Here is a 16382-nt window from a genome sequence, read left to right as displayed (position 1 = left end):
ACAGGCGGGAAACAGACGGCGACGAAAGGAGCGGGCATGACCGTAGTGGAGACGGCACCACCGTGGATCGATGCGCCACCGCTCCCCGCCGAGCTTCAGGTGGAGATCACGTCGGCGTGCAACCTGCGGTGCACCATGTGCCTGGTCAGCTACAAGCCTCCGGTGAACAAGCTGGCCGGCGCGATGACTCCGGAGCTGTTCGAGCGGATCCTGGACGGGGTGCCCACGCTGCGCCGGCTCACCATGCAGGGGCTCGGCGAGCCGCTGCTGTCGCCGTACCTGATCGACCAGGTGCGGCGGGCGAAGGCGCGCGGATTGACCGTGGGCTTCAACTCCAACGCCACGCTGCTCAACCGGCGGCGCGCCGACGCGCTCGTCGCGGCCGGCCTCGACTGGCTGCACGTCTCGCTCGACGGGGCGGCGGCCACCACGTACGAGAGCATCCGGCAGGGCGCCACCTTCGACACCGTCGTCGCCAACCTCGCCGGCCTGGTCGCCGCGAAGCGCGCCGCCGGCAGCGACACCCCCTGGATCCGCGTGGTCTTCGTCGCGATGCGCCGCAACGTCGGCGAACTGCCCGCCCTGGTCCGGCTGCTGGCGAGCATCGGCGTCGACGAGCTACGGGTGCAGAACCTCAGTCACGACTTCTCCGACACCGACCCGTCCGGCCGGTACGCCGGCATCCGGGAGTTCGCGGCCGCCGAAGGGCTGTGGACCACGCCGGAGTCGGCAGCGTCGGCGCGCGCGGCGTTCGACGCGGCCACGCGGGTGGCCGACGAGCACGGCCTCACGCTGCGGCTGCCCCGGCTGGAGGCGGTACCGCCCGAGCCCGGCCGACCCGGCTGCACCTGGCCCTGGGAGTCGGTCTACATCACCAGCCAGGGCGTGGTGCAGCCGTGCTGCATGGTGATGGGCGACGACCGGGTGTCGCTGGGCCGGCTGACCGAGTTCAGCTTCACCGAGATCTGGCACTCTCCGGCGTACCGGGAGTTCCGCCGCCGGCTCGCCGCGGACGACCCGCCGGAGGTGTGCCGCGGCTGCGCGCTGTACCAGCGGACGTTCTGATGGCGGGCGAGACCGTCGACGCGGTGGTGGTCGGCGGTGGCCACAACGGTCTGGTGGCGGCGAACCTGCTGGCCGACGCCGGCTGGGACGTGGTGGTCATCGAGGCCACCGACCGTCTCGGCGGCGCGGTCCGGTCGGCGCCGCTGGCCGCGCCCGGCTTCGAGGCCGACGTGTGCAGCGCGTTCTATCCGCTCGGCTACGCCTCGCCGGTACTGTCCTCTCTGGACCTGACCGGGTACGGGCTGCGCTGGACCAACGCCCCGCACGTACTGGCCCACCTGTTGCCCGACGGGCGAGCGGTCGTCCTCGACCGCGACGTCGACGTGACGGCCGCGTCGCTGGACGAGTTCGCGCCCGGCGACGGGCGGCGTTGGCGCGCCGAGTACGAGCGGTGGCGCGAGATCGGCGACGCGCTGCTCGCGGCCGTGCTGAACCCGTTCCCACCGGTACGCCCGGGGCTGGACCTGTACCGCCGGCTGCGGGCCGCCGGACTGCTGCGGCTGGCCCGCCGGCTGCTGCTGCCGGCGCGCGTGCTCGGGCAGGAGACGTTCGCCGGTGAGGGCGGCCGGGTGCTGCTGGCCGGGATGGCGCTGCACACCGACCTGTCGCCGGCCGAGAGCGGCAGCGGCGTGTACGCGTGGCTGCTGGCCATGCTCGGCCAGCAGTACGGCTTCCCGGTGCCGGTCGGCGGCGCCGCCCGCCTGGTGGACGCGCTGGCCGAGCGGCTACGCGCGCGGGGCGGTGAGGTCGTGCTCGACACGCCGGTGACCCGGGTGATCGTCGGCGCGGGCCGGGCGCTCGGCGTGCGCGGCGCGGACGGCCGGCACTGGCGGGCCCGGCGGGCGGTGCTCGCCGACGTGCCGGCGCCGATCCTCTTCTGCGACCTCGTGGGCGCCAACCACCTGCCCGCCCGGTTCGTCGCCGACCTGGAGCGCTTCCGGTGGGACTACGCCACGGTCAAAGTGGACTGGGCGCTGTCGGGGCCGGTGCCCTGGCGCGGCGGGGCGGCGCGCGGCGCGGGTACGGTGCATCTGCGGGCCGACACGGCCGGCCTGGTCGAGTTCGCCGCCGACCTCAACGCCGGGCGGGTCCCGCGGCAGCCGTTCATGCTCGCCGGCCAGATGACCACGTCGGACCCGACCCGGTCGCCGGCCGGTACCGAGGCGATGTGGGCGTACACCCACCTGCCGCGACGTCAGAAGTGGCCGGCCGCCGAGGTCGACGCGCACGTCGACCGGATGGAGCGGGTGCTGGAGGATGCCGCGCCCGGCTTCCGCGACCTGATCGTGGGCCGGTACGTGGCGGGGCCCGACCGGCTGGAGGCGACGGACCCGAGCCTGGTCGGCGGCGCCATCAACGGCGGTACGTCCGCGCCGTACCAGCAGCTCGTCTTCCGGCCCGTGCCGGGGCTGGGCCGGGCGGACACCCCGGTGGACCGGCTCTACCTGGCCAGCTCCAGCGCCCATCCCGGTGGGGGAGTGCACGGCGCGCCCGGCGCGAACGCGGCACGGGCCGCGCTGGCCCGCGACCGTGCGCTGGTCGGCGGCCTGTACGGGGCCGGGGTCAGGGCCGCTCAGCGCACACTCTACCGGTGACCCTATCCATGATGGACGGACGCCCGGCGGGTGGCGAGGTCGCCCAGGCGGCGCAGCGACTCCTTGTTGCGCTGGTGCACGACGAGGTCGGTGGCCTTGTTCTGCAGCCAGTGCGACGGTCCTTGGGTGAAGTGCTCGCGCATCGTGACCCGGGTGGCGGAGGTGCCGATCGGGGTGAGGTCCAGGCGGACCATCGCTTCACCCAGCGGCCACAGCCCGACCCGCAGCAGCAGCATCCTGTCCTGCTCGCAGTCGAGCACGGTCGATACGTGTTTGATGGCGAACGGCCACGGGCCGGCCTTGTGATGAATCATCGTGCCGGGCATGGGGTAGTCGCGGTCGACGTCACGGATGTGCGCCGTGCCGACCACCCAGTCGCTGTACGTCCAGCCGTCGGCGAGCACGGCGAACACCTGGTCCGGGGTCGCGTTTATCACGCATTCAGTGGTGGCCACGCCCCTGTGATGCCCGACCGGTGCGCCGCTAACCGCCGCGATCACACTGTTCGAACCCCGCCGATTGGGTGGCACGCGCCGTGGGCAAATCAGGGACATGGGTACACGTGCACGAGATCAGGTCGTAGTGATTACCGGTGCCAGCGGTGGCGTGGGGCGGGCCGTGGCCCGCCGGTACGGTGTCCGAGGGGCTCGGGTGGCGCTGCTCGCCCGCGGCGAGGCGGGCTTGGCCGCGGCGGCCGAGGAGGTCCGGCGCGCCGGTGGCACCGCGCTGGCGGTGCCGGTGGACGTCGCGGAGTTCGACGAGGTGGACGCGGCGGCGGCGCGGGTGGAGCGGGAGTTGGGGCCGATCGACGTGTGGGTCAACGATGCGTTCACGTCGGTGTTCGCGCCGTTCACCGAGATCGAGCCGAAGGAGTTCAGGCGGGTCACGGAGGTGACCTACCTGGGGTACGTGTACGGCACGAAGGCGGCGCTGTCGCGGATGCTGCCGCGTGACCACGGCACGATCGTGCAGGTGGGGTCGGCGCTGGCCTACCGGGGGATTCCGTTGCAGTCGGCGTACTGCGGGGCCAAGCACGCGGTCCAGGGCTTCAACGAGGCGCTGCGCTGCGAACTGCTGCACAACCGCAGCCACGTGCGTACGACGATGGTGCAGCTACCGGCGGTCAACACTCCGCAGTTCGACTGGGTGCTGTCCCGGCTGCGCCGCCACGCCCAGCCGGTGCCGCCGATCTACCAGCCGGAGGTCGCGGCGAAGGCCATCGTGTACGCGGCCGACCATCCGGGCCGGCGGGAGTACTGGGTGGGCGCCTCGACGGCGGCGACGTTGATCGCGAACGCGGTCGCGCCGGGCCTGCTCGACCGGTACCTGGCGCGGACCGGCTTCACGTCCCAGCAGACGAGCCAGCCCCGCGATCCGCACCAGCCGGCGAACCTGTGGGAGCCGGCCGACGAGAACGTCGACTACGGCGCCCACGGGGACTTCGACGACCGGGCGCACACCCGCTCGGCCCAGGTATGGGCGTCGCAGCACCACACCGCGCTGCTGAGCGGGGCGGCGGTCGCGGCCGCGGGGGTGATGACGGCCGCCCGGCTGCTGCGGCGGTGACGGGCGGCGACACGACGAAGGGTTCGTGGTCATGACCACGAACCCTTCGTGTTCGTTGCCCCGGTTACGGCTCGGAGACCTCGTGGATCGCCATCTCCTCGGCGGTCGGCCCGCCGCCGTCCGGGCCCGCGTCCCAGGCGACCGCGTCCTTCTCCCGGTCCTCGTGCGCGCCTTCGTCGGGCTGGACCAGCCGTCCCACCGGCCGGTCGTCGCCGGGGATCACGCCGGGCCGGTCGTACAGCGAAACCGGCGAGTCGTCCGGCTCCAGCGGCGCGTCGTCGGCCAGGCCGGCTTCCGGGGCCGGCCGATCCACCTGGTCGTTGCCCAGGTCGACGTTGTCACCGGGGAGGTTGTCGACGAGGTCCGCCTGTGCGCTCGCCGTCGGGCTGGCCACGCCGCCGCCCTCCTCGAGCGGCTCCTCCTGGGCCAGTTTGTAGTCCAGCGACTCGCCGATCCGGGCCTCCTCGGGCGTCACCCCGTACCGGTCGATGGCCATCGGCGCGCGGCCGGGCAGGGGCGCCGGATCGGGGCCGTCCGCCTCGCGCGGCGACTCCGCGCGGTTCTCCTCCATGGAGATGTGGTCGTCGTCGGCGACCTCCGGCAGGCCCTCGGACTCCGGATCGGAAATGGGCTCGGGGTAGTTGTCCAGGCGTCGCATACGACAGATCTACCCATCGGCCCGTTTCTGACACCTGCCGCGCCCCGCGGCCGCCCCGCTGATCCGCAACGACACCCGTCGGGCTCCTCACGCGCAACCGCCGGGTGGTGCGCTTGGGCTGCCCGGTCCATCCGACCGGCCGGGCGAACGTGGTTACGGGAGGGCCCCATGCGGGGACAGGTGTGGAAGTTGTACCTGGCGGCGGTGACGGCCGCGCTGCTGGCATTTCTGGCCTTCCCCGTGAGCGGCTGGGCGCAGGTCGGGTGGCAGGTGGTCGTCGGGTACGCCGCTGTCGCGGCGCTGCTGGCCGGCCCCCGCCGGGACGGACCCGCCGGCCGGCTCGTGTGGTGGTGCTTCGCGCTCGGCGTGTTCGCCAACACCACCGGCATCCTCGTCGAGCAGGTGGACGCGGTACTGCACGGCGAGAACTTTCCGTCGGTGGCCGACGGGTTCTACCTCGCGCTGTACCCGGCGGTCGCGGTCGGCCTCGCGATCCTGATCCGCCGGCGCTCGGGCCACCGCGACCGGGGCGTCCTTGTCGATGCGACGACCGTGACGACCGGGTTCGGCCTGCTGGCGTGGGTCTTCATGATTCACCCCGCGGCGTCCGACGAGACGTTGAGCGTCCTCGGGCACATCGTCAGCGTCACGTACCCCGTCGGCGACGTCGTCCTGGTCGCGATGGCGGCCCGGCTGGGGTTCGGCCGGGGCGGCCGGAACCCGTCGTACTGGCTCGTCGTCGCCTCGCTGGTGACCTTCCTCGCCGGGGACGCCGCGTGGGCGGTCGCCAATCAGCTGGCCTGGGAGCCGGCCGGGGCCGCCGAGCGGTCGCTGTCCGCGTTCTTCCTCGCCGCGTACACGCTGTTCGGGGCCGCGGCGCTGCACCCGTCCGCGCGGACGGTCGGCCAGCGGGTGGAGGACGGGCCGCGCGGGCTGAGCCGCCCCATGCTGGCGACGCTCACGCTCGCGGCGTGGATCGCGCCCGGCGTGCTCGCCATCCAGGTTCTCCGCCGGCAGGTCACCGACGGCATGGCAATCGCCCTCGGCTGTGTGGCGCTGTTCGGGCTGGTGCTGACCCGGATGGCCCAGCTGCTGCGGGAGGTGGAGCAGCAGGCGGCCAAGGTGCGGGAGCTGTCGCGCACCGACGAGCTGACCGGCCTGCCGAACCGGCGGGCCTGGACGGCGGAGCTGCCGCGTGCGATGGAGCGGGCGCGGCGCGCCGGCCTGCCCCTGACGATCACCATGCTCGACCTCGACCACTTCAAGCAGTTCAACGACTCCTACGGGCACCCGGCCGGGGACCGGCTCCTCAAGGAGTCGGCCGCGGCCTGGTCGGGGCAGATGCGCGCGGTCGACCACCTGGCCCGGTACGGCGGCGAGGAGTTCATCGTGCTGCTCGCCGACACCGACACGGAGGGCGCGCTCCAGGTCGTCGAGCGGCTGCGCGCGGTCACCCCGCTCGGCCAGACGTTCTCGGCCGGCCTGGCGACCTGGGACGGCCGGGAGACCTCCGACGAGATCATCACGCGGGCCGACGCGGCGCTGTACGCGGCGAAGCGCGGCGGCCGGGACCGGACCGTGGTGGCCGACACCCTGGTCGGCGACGTCGCGGTGGTCGACAGCGCGGTCGCGGACCCGGCGTAGTCCAGCGGCGGTCGCGGACCCGGCGTAGTCCAGCGCAGGTCCTAGCCGGCCATCTTCGCGATCGCCGAGGCGTCGAGGCTCGCGCACAGCGCCTCCGGGTCGTCGTAGGTCTCGATCGCGCCGGCGTCGCGTAGCTCGGCGGCGCTCGTGCCGCCGCAGGTGACGCCGATGCACCGCAGGCCGGCGCGGTCGGCAGCCACGACGTCCCACACCGAGTCGCCGACCAGCAGGGCGTGGTCGGGCGACAGGCCGGCCTTGCGCAGCGCCACCGTAAGGATGTCCGGGTCGGGCTTGCTCGACCCGGCGTCGTCCTTGCTGGTCGCCGTGTGGATGACAGCGTCGGCGTCGAGCGCCCGTCGCAGGGCGGACAGCTCCTTCTCCGACGCCGAGGAGGCCAGAGCCACCCGCAGGCCACGGGACGCACAGGCGCGCAGCAGGGCGGCCGCGCCGGGTAGCGGGCTCAGCCGCTCCCAGTACGTGGTGTACAGCGCGAGATGGGCGTCCCGCATCGTGGAGTCGGCCGACCGGTCGTGGTCGGGTCCGAGCAGATGGTCGAGCAGCTTGTCCGAGCCCATGCCGATCGCGCGGTGTATCCGCGCCATCGGGACTCGGTGTCCGGCCTGCCGGAGCGCTTCCCACCAGGTGACGGTGTGCAGGTAGTTGGTGTCGACCAGGGTGCCGTCGACATCGAAGAGCACGCCGCGAGTGGATTCGTTCATGGACCGACCGTTACCCGAATGTGCGGCGGTGAAGCGCGGGGGCCGACGCCGCCGCGCACCCGACGACGGTGGTGGGCGCGCCGTAAGGTACAAAAGTCTGCGACGATCTGCCTGAAGTTTGGAGCGGCGTGTGGCCGAATGGATGATGAACCAGCGCCGCCTCGCGGACGGCACGGTCGTCATCGAGATTCGCGGCGAGATCGACGTCGCCCACGCCGACCAGCTCCGCAGCCAACTCGTCGCGACCGCGACCGCCGTGCGGCCGGTGCGCATCGTGGTGGACCTGATGCACGTGACGTTCATCGACTCCAGCGGTATCGGAGCGTTGGCGGCCGGTCAGAACGCCGCGCGTTCGGTCGGGGTGGGGTTCGCGGTGACCAATCCGGCACCCTTTGTCCGGCAGCAGCTGCGGATGATGGGGCTGACGGACACCTTCGGCGTGGAAGGGTGACCGGTCGCCGCGCGGGGCAGGGGTGGCGCGACGCGCCGACGCTGACATCATGGGTGCGAGCGGAAGCGGTCCGTTGGGAGTGGTGATGGCGATCCCCCGTGCCGAGCTGCTGGTCGAGGAGCGGTCCGGCGAGCCGAATGGTGGCACCGTGCTGCGCATTGTCGGCGAGCTGGACATCAGCACCGCCGACCAGTTGCGCCGGGCCGCCGCGCCGTACCTGTCCGCTGGCGGCCGGCTCGTGCTGGACCTGTCGCAGGTGACGTTCTGCGACTCCACGGGCCTCGCGTTGCTGGTCGGCTTCCACAAGCGCCTGATGGCGGCGGGGGGCGGGCTGGAGCTGTACGCCCCGGTTCAGCGGGTGCAGCACCTGCTGACGATCACCGGCCTCAACCGGGTGTTCGTGGTCCGCGCCGCCGACGACGGGCCGGCGGTGCAAGCCGGGCCGGCGGTCGACTGATCCTCGGCCCGGACCGGTCCGGGTAGGGATCCAGACGTTTGAGTCGGTCGCTGGCGGCAAACCTCGTGATCATGGGTCGTGTCACCGTCGTGATCGCCAGCCGTGACCGCGCTGTCGGGCTGGAGCGCACGCTCGCGCGGCTGCGCGCGTTGTCCGAGCGGCCGTCCGTGATCGTCGTCGACAACGGCTCGACCGACGGCACGCGGGAGCGGCTCGCCCGGGCGTTCCCCGAGGTACGGGTGATCCCGCTGGAGCGCAATCTCGGCGCGGTGGCGCGCAACGTGGGCGTGGCCGCGGCCGACACCCCGTACGTCGCGTTCGCCGACGACGACTCGTGGTGGGCCGACGGGGCGCTGGCGCGCGCCGAGGCGCTGCTGGACGCGTACCCCCGGCTGGCGCTGATCGCGGCCCGCACCCTGGTCGGGCCGTCCGAGCGGCTCGACCCCATGGCGGCGTTCATGGCGGCGGCGCCACTGGAGGGCGCCGACGACCTGCCCGGCCCGAGCGTGCTGGGTTTCCTGGCGTGCGCGGCGGTGGTGCGGCGGGAGGCGTACCTGGCCGTCGGGGGGTTCGACCCGGTTGTGTTCTTCATGGGGGAGGAGGCCCGGCTGGCGTACGACCTGGCCGCAGCCGGCTGGGGGCTGGCGTACTGCGCCGACGTGGTGGCGCACCACCATCCGCAGCCCGGTGGTGACCGCGGGCGCAAGCGGGCGCTCGCCGCCCGTAACCGGGCTCTGACGGCGTGGATGCGCCGACCGCTGCGGGTCGCGCTCGCCGAGACGGCGCCGCTGCTGCGCAACGCGGTGACGGATCCGGTCGCGCGCACGGCGCTGGGCCAGTTCGCCGTGCGGCTGCCCCGCGCGCTGCGCGGCCGGCGGGCGGCGGACCCGGCGGTCGAGGCGGCGCTGGCACGGCTGGTGGCGGCTGAGGCGCGGCACGGGTACTCGCCGGACGCCGCCGGCGCGGCGGGAGCGCCGGCATCGACGGCGGCCGGCGGGGTTGGCCGGGGCGCCGGCGGGTAAATCACCGGCACGGATCTCAAGCCGGGAGGTTGGACGCGGATGGTCGACGAGGTCGATGCCCTGCACCAGGCGCGGGAGGCCGCGCGCAGGTACGCGGCGGTGGCGCGGGAGATGGTCGAGTTCCTCGACCGGACCTCGGCGGTTCCCACGCCCGAGCAGGAGGCCGAGTACGCGGCGCTGCTGGGCCGCGAGGAGTTGCAGTACAAGCAGCGCCAGGACGCGCTGCACGGTCTGGGTCTGGTGGTGCGCAGCCTGGAGGCCCCGGGTAGCCGGGAGAACCGCGAGTAGATCCCCGTCCCGGGTGGCGGCCCGCGTTCGATCGCGAGCCGGCTGCGCGATCTCGAAATGATGATGCGTTCGCCGGGCGTGTCGCCACGCGTCTAGTCTTGACTGATTCCAGAAAACGCGATGTGGTGGGTGGACCTGCAGGTACACACCGCCCGTCCGTGGCCCGGGCCGTTCGCGCGTGCCTCCCCTGGCCTCCGCGTGGATCGTGCGCCCGCCGACCGCGGCGACGACGAGAAAGGGCAGGAGACGGTCTTCATGTCTGACAAGCCGGTACTGACCACCCGACAGGGCCACCCGGTCTTCAACAACCAGCAGCAGCGCACCGTGGGTAGCCGGGGACCGGCGACGCTGGAGAATTACCAGTTCATCGAGAAGATCAGCCACTTCGACCGCGAGCGGATCCCGGAGCGCGTGGTGCACGCCCGCGGCTTCGTCGCGCACGGCGAGTTCGAGGCGTACGGCACGATCGGCGACGAGCCGGCCAGCACGTACACCCGGGCCAAGCTGTTGCAGGCCAAGGGCAAGAAGACCCCCGTCACCATCCGGTTCTCCACCGTCATCGGCGGTCGGGACTCCTCGGAGGCGGCGCGTGACCCGCGCGGCTTCGCGGTGAAGTTCCGCACCGAGGACGGCAACTGGGACATGGTCGGCAACAACCTCCAGGTCTTCTTCATCCGGGACGCGATCAAGTTCCCGGACGTGATCCACGCCCTGAAGCCCGACCCCGTCACGTTCCGCCAGGAGCCCAACCGGATCTTCGACTTCATGTCGAACACGCCGGAGAGCATGCACATGCTGACCTGGCTGTTCTCCCCGTACGGCATCCCGGCCAACTACCGGACCATGCGCGGGTCGGGCGTGAACACCTACCGCTTCGTCAACGCCCGGGGCGAGGGCGTGCTGGTCAAGTTCCACTGGCTCAGCCAGCAGGGCGAGCACAACCTCACCCAGGAGCAGGCCAACGCGATCCAGGCCACCGACCTTGGCCACGCCTCCAAGGACCTGTACGAGGCGATCGAGCGCGGCGACTACCCCCGGTGGGAGCTCAACGTGCAGATCATGAGCGACGACGAGCACCCGGAGCTGGACTTCGACCCGCTCGACGACACCAAGATCTGGCCGCGGGAGCAGTTCCCCTACCTGCCGGTCGGCATGATGACCCTCAACCGCAACATCACCGACCACCACAACGAGAACGAGCAGGCCGCGTTCGGCACCGGCGTACTGGTCGACGGCATCGACTTCTCCGACGACAAGATGCTGATCGGCCGCACCTTCTCGTACTCGGACACCCAGCGCTACCGGGTCGGCCCCAACTACCTCCAGTTGCCGATCAACCGGCCGCGCGAGGACGTGGTGGTCAGCACCAACCAGGGCGGCGGGCAGATGTCGTACGGCGTGGACAACCGGGGCGCCAACCCGCACGTCAACTACGAGCCCTCGGCGCTGGCCGGGCTGCGCGAAGCCGACGAGTCCTACAAGGAGTACCGCCCGTTCGTGTCGGGTCAGGTCATGCGGGCCCCGATGGAGCGGCAGAACAACTACAAGCAGGCCGGCGAGACGTTCCGGTCGTTCACCGACGTCGAGCGGGACGACCTGATCCTCAATCTGGTCACCAACCTGCAGCAGTGCGACAAGCACATCCAGGAGAAGATGGTCTGGCACCTCTCGCAATGCGACGCCGACTACGGCCGCCGCGTCGCCGAGGGCCTCGGCCTCGACTACGCGGCCGTCCGGGCCTGATCGCCGGACAGCTCCGCGCCGCCGGCGGCGGGCTCCGCGCCCGCCGCCGGCGACACGCGTCCGTGCCTGTCGCCGGCGGCCCCGGCGCGCTCGCATCACCTGCGGAGTTCCGCTCAGGTTCGCCCCTTACATTCCGATGGCGAGACGTGGGCAACAGCACCGCGGTGGTGGACGAGCACCAGGTCGAGGCGTGGGTACGGCACGTCCGCCTCGGCCTGGCGATCTGCGGTGCCCTCGGCGCGCTCGGCCTGGTGGTCGTCCTCACCGGCACCTTCCCGCAGGTGCCGCCGTGGGTCACCGCGACGGTCGCCGGCGGCACCCTGCTTCCCCTTGCGATCCGCCTGCCGTGGCGCCGGTGGCGCCGGCACGCGCTCGGCGCGTCGAGCGCGTACGCGCTGTCGCTGCTGCAGTGGGCCGGCATCACGGCGTTCGCCGCGACCGACCCGGCCGGCCCGGTGTTCTACGCCGCCGCGTACGGGGTCGTCCTGCTGTACGCCTGTGTCGGCTACGCGGCCCGGGTGGTCGCGGCGTTCGGTGCTCTCTGCGTGCTGGGCTTCATCGCCCTGGCGGTCAGTTGGGGCATGCGGGACACCGGAGCGGTCATCGGCGACACGGGCTCGCTGGTGGTGCTGTCCGTGCTGTCGGTGGCGCTGGCCGCCGACCGGGAGGCCCGCGACGCCGACCGGCGGAAGGTGGACAAGCGGGGGCTGGCCCTGGTCAACCACGCCTCCGACGCGGTCGTGGTCGTCGACGCCGCCGGCGTGATCACGTACCAGAGCCAGGCGATGTGCCGCATCTTCGGCCACGCCCCCGACGAGCTGGTCGGCCGCAACTCCATCTCCCTGGTGCACCCGGACGACGCCGCGCAGACCCACGCCTGGTTCGGGCAGGTGAGCCGCTCGACGCCGGGCGCCGTGGCACGCCTGGACCTGCGGCTGCGCGATGCCCGGGGCGGCTGGCGCCATGTCGAGCTGACCGGCGCCAACCTGCTGCACGACGCGGACCTGCGCGGTCTGGTCCTGAGCGCCCACGATGTCACCGAGCGCAAGGCGCTCGAAGAGCAGCTCACCCACTCGACGTTCCACGATCCGCTGACCGGCCTGGCCAACCGCGCCCTCTTCCGTAACCGGGTCGATCACGCGATCGCCCGGGGCCAGCGCACCGGCAGCCCGATCGCGCTGTTCCTGGTCGATCTCGACAACTTCAAGCTGGTCAACGACGGGCTCGGGCACGCGGTCGGCGACCGGCTGCTGGCCGTCATCGCCCAGCGGCTGCGCGACGAGCTGCGTCCGAGCGACACGGTCGCCCGCCTGGGCGGTGACGAGTTCGCCGTGCTCGTCGAGGACGAGGTCACCGAGCTGTCGGCGGCGAGTGTCGCCGAGCGGCTGGTGGCCGCGGTCAGGGCGCCGGTCGACATCGACGGCCAGGAGTCGCTGCCCTCGGCGAGCGTCGGCGTGTCGATCCTGAAGGTGCAGGGCGCCGACCGGTCCGTGGACTCCGACGCCGACGAGCTGCTGCGCGACGCGGACCTCGCGATGTACGCGGCCAAGGCGGCCGGCGGCAACCGGTACGCGATCTTCGATCCGGCGATGCACGCCGACCTGCTCGCGGAGGCGCAGCAGCGCTACGAGCTGGAGCGGGCTCTCGCCGAGGGCCAGTTCGTGGTGTACTACCAGCCGATCGTGGAGCTGAGCAGCACCCGCCTGGTCGGCGTCGAGGCGCTGGTGCGCTGGGACCACCCGGAGCGGGGGGTGATCGGCCCGGACGCGTTCATCCCGCTGGCCGAGGCCACCGGCCTGATCGTCCCGCTCGGGCGCTGGGTGCTGGAGCAGGCGTGCCGGCAGTTGGCGCGGTGGCGCGCCGCGTACCCGAGCGCCACGGACGTCTACATGAGCGTCAACCTGTCGGCTCGCCAGTTCCAGGCGCCGGGGCTGGTCGAGGACGTCGCCGCCGCGATCGCGGCGGCCGGGATCCCGGCCGGCAGGCTGACGTTGGAGCTGACCGAGACGCTGCTCATGCGGGACACGGTGGCGACCGTCGAGGCGCTCGCCGCGCTGAAGGCCCTCGGGGTGAAGCTCGCCGTCGACGACTTCGGCACCGGGTACTCCGCGCTCGGCTACCTCCGGCAGTTCCCGGTCGACATCATCAAGATCGACAAGTCGTTCGTGGACGGAGTCGCCACCAGCCACGAGGACGCGGTGCTGGCGCAGACGATCGTGCAGCTGGGGCGGACGCTGAACCTGCAGACCCTGGCCGAGGGCATCGAGTCCACCGACCAGTCCTCCCAGCTCGAGGCGCTGGGCTGCACGTACGGCCAGGGCTACCTGTTCGCCCGCCCGGCCGCGGCGCAGCAGATCGAAGGGCTGCTGCGGGGCCGTTGACCGACGCCCGCCGCGCGGTCGATCCGTACGCCGACCGGCGGGTGAGACGTCGATCACCCTTGCGGGTCACACGGCCGGCGGCCGGAGCGCCGCCCGAAACGGACGAACTACCCTAACGCGTGAAGACGGCACGACGGGAGGCGTTCGAACGTGAGCGACGCGCGAGACGGCGAAGCTGCGGTGCCCGGGCCACGGGACGGCGAGGGGCCGGTGACCGTCGGGGCGAGCGCCGCGGTGGAGGGCGCCGCGTTCCGCGCCGCGTTGCGTCATCACGCCGGTGGGGTGGCGGTCGTGACGGTGGCGGGCCCGGAGGGCCCGCGCGGCTTCACGGTCACCTCGCTGACCGCGGCCAGCCTGCACCCGCCGCTGCTGTCGTTCTACCTCAACGCCGACTCCGGTAGCTGGCCGGCGATCAGGGCGGCCGACTACGTCGGCGTGCACCTGCTGGGCGCCGCGCACCGCGAGCTCGCCGCGCTGTTCGCCCGCCCGGGCGTGGACAAGTTCGCGCCGCCGACGCGGTGGCGCCCCGGCCGTGGCGGCGTGCCGCTGCTCGCCGACGCGACCGTCCGGATGGTCTGCGCCCGGCGCGAGGCGGTGCCCGTAGGCGATCACTTCATCGTTCTCGGCGAGGTGGTCGACGTCGAGCACAACGGTCCCGGTGGCGACCCGTTGCTGTACGCCCACGGCGAGTTCGGCCGCTGGGTGCCCATCGGCGACGCGCCCGGCATGCCGATCGACGAGCTCGGACTGGCCGACCTGGCCGAGTGGTAGGCCGGCGGCTCAGGCCAGGCGGGACAGGGCGCGGTTCGCGGCGTACCAGCGGTCGAAGTCGACCGCCGGCAGCGGGCGGGACAGGTGGTAGCCCTGCGCCACGGAGCAGCCGTCGGCGGCCAGGGCGTCGACGATCTCGGCGTCCTCGACGCCCTCGGCGACGGTGGTCAGGCCGAGGTTGCGGGCCAGGTCGACGATGCTTCGCACGATCAGCCCGTTGCTGCGCTCCGTGGTCATGGTGGCCACGAAGCTGCGGTCGATCTTGAGCTCGGTGATCGGCAGGTTCTTCAGCTGCGCCAGGCTGGTGTAGCCGGCGCCGAAGTCGTCGACGGCCAGCGAGATACCGGCGGCCCGGAGCTGGGTCAGCAGCCGCAGCGCGTGCTCCGGCTCGGTGGTGATGGCGCTCTCGGTGAGCTCCAGGCACAGCAGGTGCGCCGGTACCTGGTGGGCCTCGAGCAGGCGCAGCACGTCGTCGACCAGGTCGGGGTCGGTGAGGTTGCGCGCGGCGAGGTTCACCGCGATCTGGAGCGGGTGGCCCTCGTCGGCCCAGCGGCGGGCCTCGCGCAGCGCCATGTCCAGCACGTACCGGGTCAGCGGCCCGATCAGGCCGGTGTGCTCGGCCAGCGGGATGAACCGGTCCGGCGGCACCATGCCGCGCTGCGGATGGTTCCAGCGCACCAGGGCCTCCGCGCCGCACACGTCGCCGGTCGACAGCGACACCTTGGGCTGGTAGTGCAGCACCAGTTCGCGCTGGTCGATCGCCCGGCGCAGTTCGGACAGCAGCGCCAGCCGGCCCGGGTCGTGGGCGTCCTCGCTCGGGTCGTACACCGCGACGCCCCGGTTGCGTGCCTTGGCCACGTACATCGCCACCTCGGCCCGGCGGAGCAGCGTCTGCGTGTCGTCGCCGTGCTCGCCGGAGACGACCACACCCAGGCTCGCTTCCACGCTGAGGTCCACGCCGGCGATCTGGATCGGCGCCTCGATGGCCGCGCGTAGCTTCTCGACGACGCCGAGCACGTCGTCGAGGCTGGTGACGTCGGGCAGCAGGACGGCGAACTCGTCGCCACCGAGCCGGGCGACGGTGTCGGTCTCCCGTACGGTGGCGGCCAGGCGGGGGCCGACCTGGGTGAGCAGCTCGTCGCCGTACCGGTGCCCGAGCGCGTCGTTGATCTCCTTGAACCGGTCGAGGTCGAGCAGGACGAGCCCGACCCGTTCGCCGGTCTGGGTGGCGGTCCGCACCGCGTCGTGCAGGCGGGTGGCCAGCAGCGCCCGGTTGGGCAGGCCGGTCACGTTGTCGTGTAGCGAGTCGTGCAGTGCCTGGGCCCGTTGGATGTCGAGGTCGCGCCGGTAGCGGCGCAGCATCACGGAGAACACCGCGGCGGTGACGAGCCCGAAGCCGAACACGAGCGGCACACCCCAGGCCATCGCGTTGCTGATCCGGCCCATCGTGGCGAGCTGGTCGAGCGCCTGCCGGCGGTGCGCGGCCGCGCCGCGGTCGATCTCGAACTGGATGTTCAGCAGCGGATCGGCCTGGCTGAGCTCGATCCAGGCGGCCAGGGTCGAGTCGCCGCGGTCGATCGCCGAGTACATGTTGTCGGTGGAGGTGAGGAAGTTGTTGTGCATCGGCATGATCGCCTCGACCGCGGCCCGGTCGTTGGCGTCACCCTCGGCCTTGATGCGGGCGATTGCGTTGACGAAGCGGTGCGCCGCGGCGGTGTGCGCGGCCCGGTTCGCCGGCAGCGGATCGATGCGGTACTTGCGCTCCAGCGACTTCTCTTCGCTCACCGCCTGGGACGCCTCGAGGTAGTAGGCGGCGAGCCGGTTCGCGGCGGCGGCGTCGCTCGCGGCCTGGGCGCTGGTCCGGGCGGCCCACAGTGCGACGGCGCTCAGCGCCAGGACGACGATGACCAGTCCGGCGACGGCGATCCGGCGGGGCTTCACCCGCCGTGGGCGGGCACGCCTGGCCCGCCACGCGGCAACGGCGGGCGGTGCCAGGTCGTGAGCCCCAGCCAACAAGGCGTC

Annotated in this window: 15 protein-coding genes; 11 read left to right on the top strand and 4 right to left on the bottom strand. The window is 72.6% G+C overall.

From position 1 onward, the window contains the following. Positions 1-36 precede the first annotated feature (36 nt). Together HC031_RS11435 and HC031_RS11430 are read left to right on the top strand one after the other, a co-directional pair. Positions 37-1065 (top strand): radical SAM protein, encoded by a 1029-nt coding sequence (locus HC031_RS11435; RefSeq protein ID WP_167925229.1) that lies wholly within the window; start codon positions 37-39, stop codon positions 1063-1065. Further along, positions 1065-2660: a phytoene desaturase family protein gene (locus tag HC031_RS11430; protein WP_167925228.1), complete on the top strand. Its 1596-nt coding sequence runs from the start codon at positions 1065-1067 to the stop codon at positions 2658-2660. Before HC031_RS11435 ends, HC031_RS11430 begins: the two co-directional genes overlap by 1 nt. A gap of 2 nt (positions 2661-2662) precedes the next feature. On the opposite strand, the gene HC031_RS11425 is transcribed toward HC031_RS11430, so the two are convergent. Further along, the gene (locus HC031_RS11425; RefSeq protein ID WP_167925227.1) at positions 2663-3115 is read right to left on the bottom strand and encodes an SRPBCC family protein; all 453 of its coding nucleotides are present in this window, start codon (positions 3113-3115) and stop codon (positions 2663-2665) included. A 97-nt stretch (positions 3116-3212) separates the two neighbouring features. On the opposite strand from HC031_RS11425, the gene HC031_RS11420 reads away from it, so the two are divergent. Next, a complete protein-coding gene (locus HC031_RS11420) occupies positions 3213-4226 on the top strand; it encodes an SDR family oxidoreductase (protein WP_167925226.1) in 1014 nt (337 codons plus the stop codon). 64 nt (positions 4227-4290) lie between these two features. Here HC031_RS11420 and HC031_RS11415 read toward each other — a convergent pair whose 3' ends face one another. Next, positions 4291-4884: a DUF5709 domain-containing protein gene (locus HC031_RS11415; RefSeq protein WP_167925225.1), complete on the bottom strand. Its 594-nt coding sequence runs from the start codon at positions 4882-4884 to the stop codon at positions 4291-4293. A 168-nt stretch (positions 4885-5052) separates the two neighbouring features. Here HC031_RS11415 and HC031_RS11410 point away from each other — a divergent pair, with 168 nt between their 5' ends. Continuing rightward, positions 5053-6528 carry a GGDEF domain-containing protein gene (locus HC031_RS11410; protein WP_167925224.1) on the top strand — a complete coding sequence of 492 codons (1476 nt, stop codon included), beginning with the start codon at positions 5053-5055 and terminating at the stop codon, positions 6526-6528. 41 nt (positions 6529-6569) lie between these two features. Here HC031_RS11410 and HC031_RS11405 read toward each other — a convergent pair whose 3' ends face one another. After that, positions 6570-7247: an HAD family hydrolase gene (locus tag HC031_RS11405; RefSeq protein WP_167925223.1), complete on the bottom strand. Its 678-nt coding sequence runs from the start codon at positions 7245-7247 to the stop codon at positions 6570-6572. Positions 7248-7377: 130 nt separating this feature from the next. On the opposite strand from HC031_RS11405, the gene HC031_RS11400 reads away from it, so the two are divergent. From HC031_RS11400 to HC031_RS11370, 7 genes are all read left to right on the top strand, one after another. Then, entirely contained in the window at positions 7378-7698 is a 321-nt protein-coding gene (locus tag HC031_RS11400) for an anti-sigma factor antagonist (protein WP_167925222.1), read from the top strand. 85 nt (positions 7699-7783) lie between these two features. Continuing rightward, a complete protein-coding gene (locus tag HC031_RS11395) occupies positions 7784-8155 on the top strand; it encodes an STAS domain-containing protein (protein ID WP_167925221.1) in 372 nt (123 codons plus the stop codon). 71 nt (positions 8156-8226) lie between these two features. After that, on the top strand, positions 8227-9177 hold the full coding sequence (locus HC031_RS11390) for a glycosyltransferase family 2 protein (RefSeq protein WP_205862602.1): 951 nt from the start codon (positions 8227-8229) through the stop codon (positions 9175-9177). 39 nt (positions 9178-9216) lie between these two features. Continuing rightward, positions 9217-9465 (top strand): hypothetical protein, encoded by a 249-nt coding sequence (locus HC031_RS11385; protein WP_167925220.1) that lies wholly within the window; start codon positions 9217-9219, stop codon positions 9463-9465. 255 nt (positions 9466-9720) lie between these two features. Then, positions 9721-11208, top strand: coding sequence for a catalase (locus tag HC031_RS11380; RefSeq protein WP_167925219.1), 1488 nt, complete (start codon positions 9721-9723; stop codon positions 11206-11208). Positions 11209-11354: 146 nt separating this feature from the next. After that, a complete protein-coding gene (locus HC031_RS11375; protein ID WP_167925218.1) occupies positions 11355-13589 on the top strand; it encodes an EAL domain-containing protein in 2235 nt (744 codons plus the stop codon). A 150-nt stretch (positions 13590-13739) separates the two neighbouring features. Next, the gene (locus tag HC031_RS11370) at positions 13740-14360 is read left to right on the top strand and encodes a flavin reductase family protein (RefSeq protein ID WP_338090597.1); all 621 of its coding nucleotides are present in this window, start codon (positions 13740-13742) and stop codon (positions 14358-14360) included. A 9-nt stretch (positions 14361-14369) separates the two neighbouring features. Here the strand turns inward: HC031_RS11370 and HC031_RS11365 are convergent, their stop codons facing one another. Beyond that, positions 14370-16301, bottom strand: a complete 1932-nt coding sequence (locus HC031_RS11365; protein WP_167925217.1) for an EAL domain-containing protein — start codon at positions 16299-16301, stop codon at positions 14370-14372. Between the last annotated feature and the right edge of the window lie 81 nt (positions 16302-16382).

The organism is Planosporangium thailandense (genome assembly GCF_011947195.1).
Lineage (GTDB): Bacteria > Actinomycetota > Actinomycetes > Mycobacteriales > Micromonosporaceae > Planosporangium > Planosporangium thailandense.
Note: the sequence above shows the minus strand (reverse complement) of the source record. Positions and strands in the feature narration are given on the sequence as shown.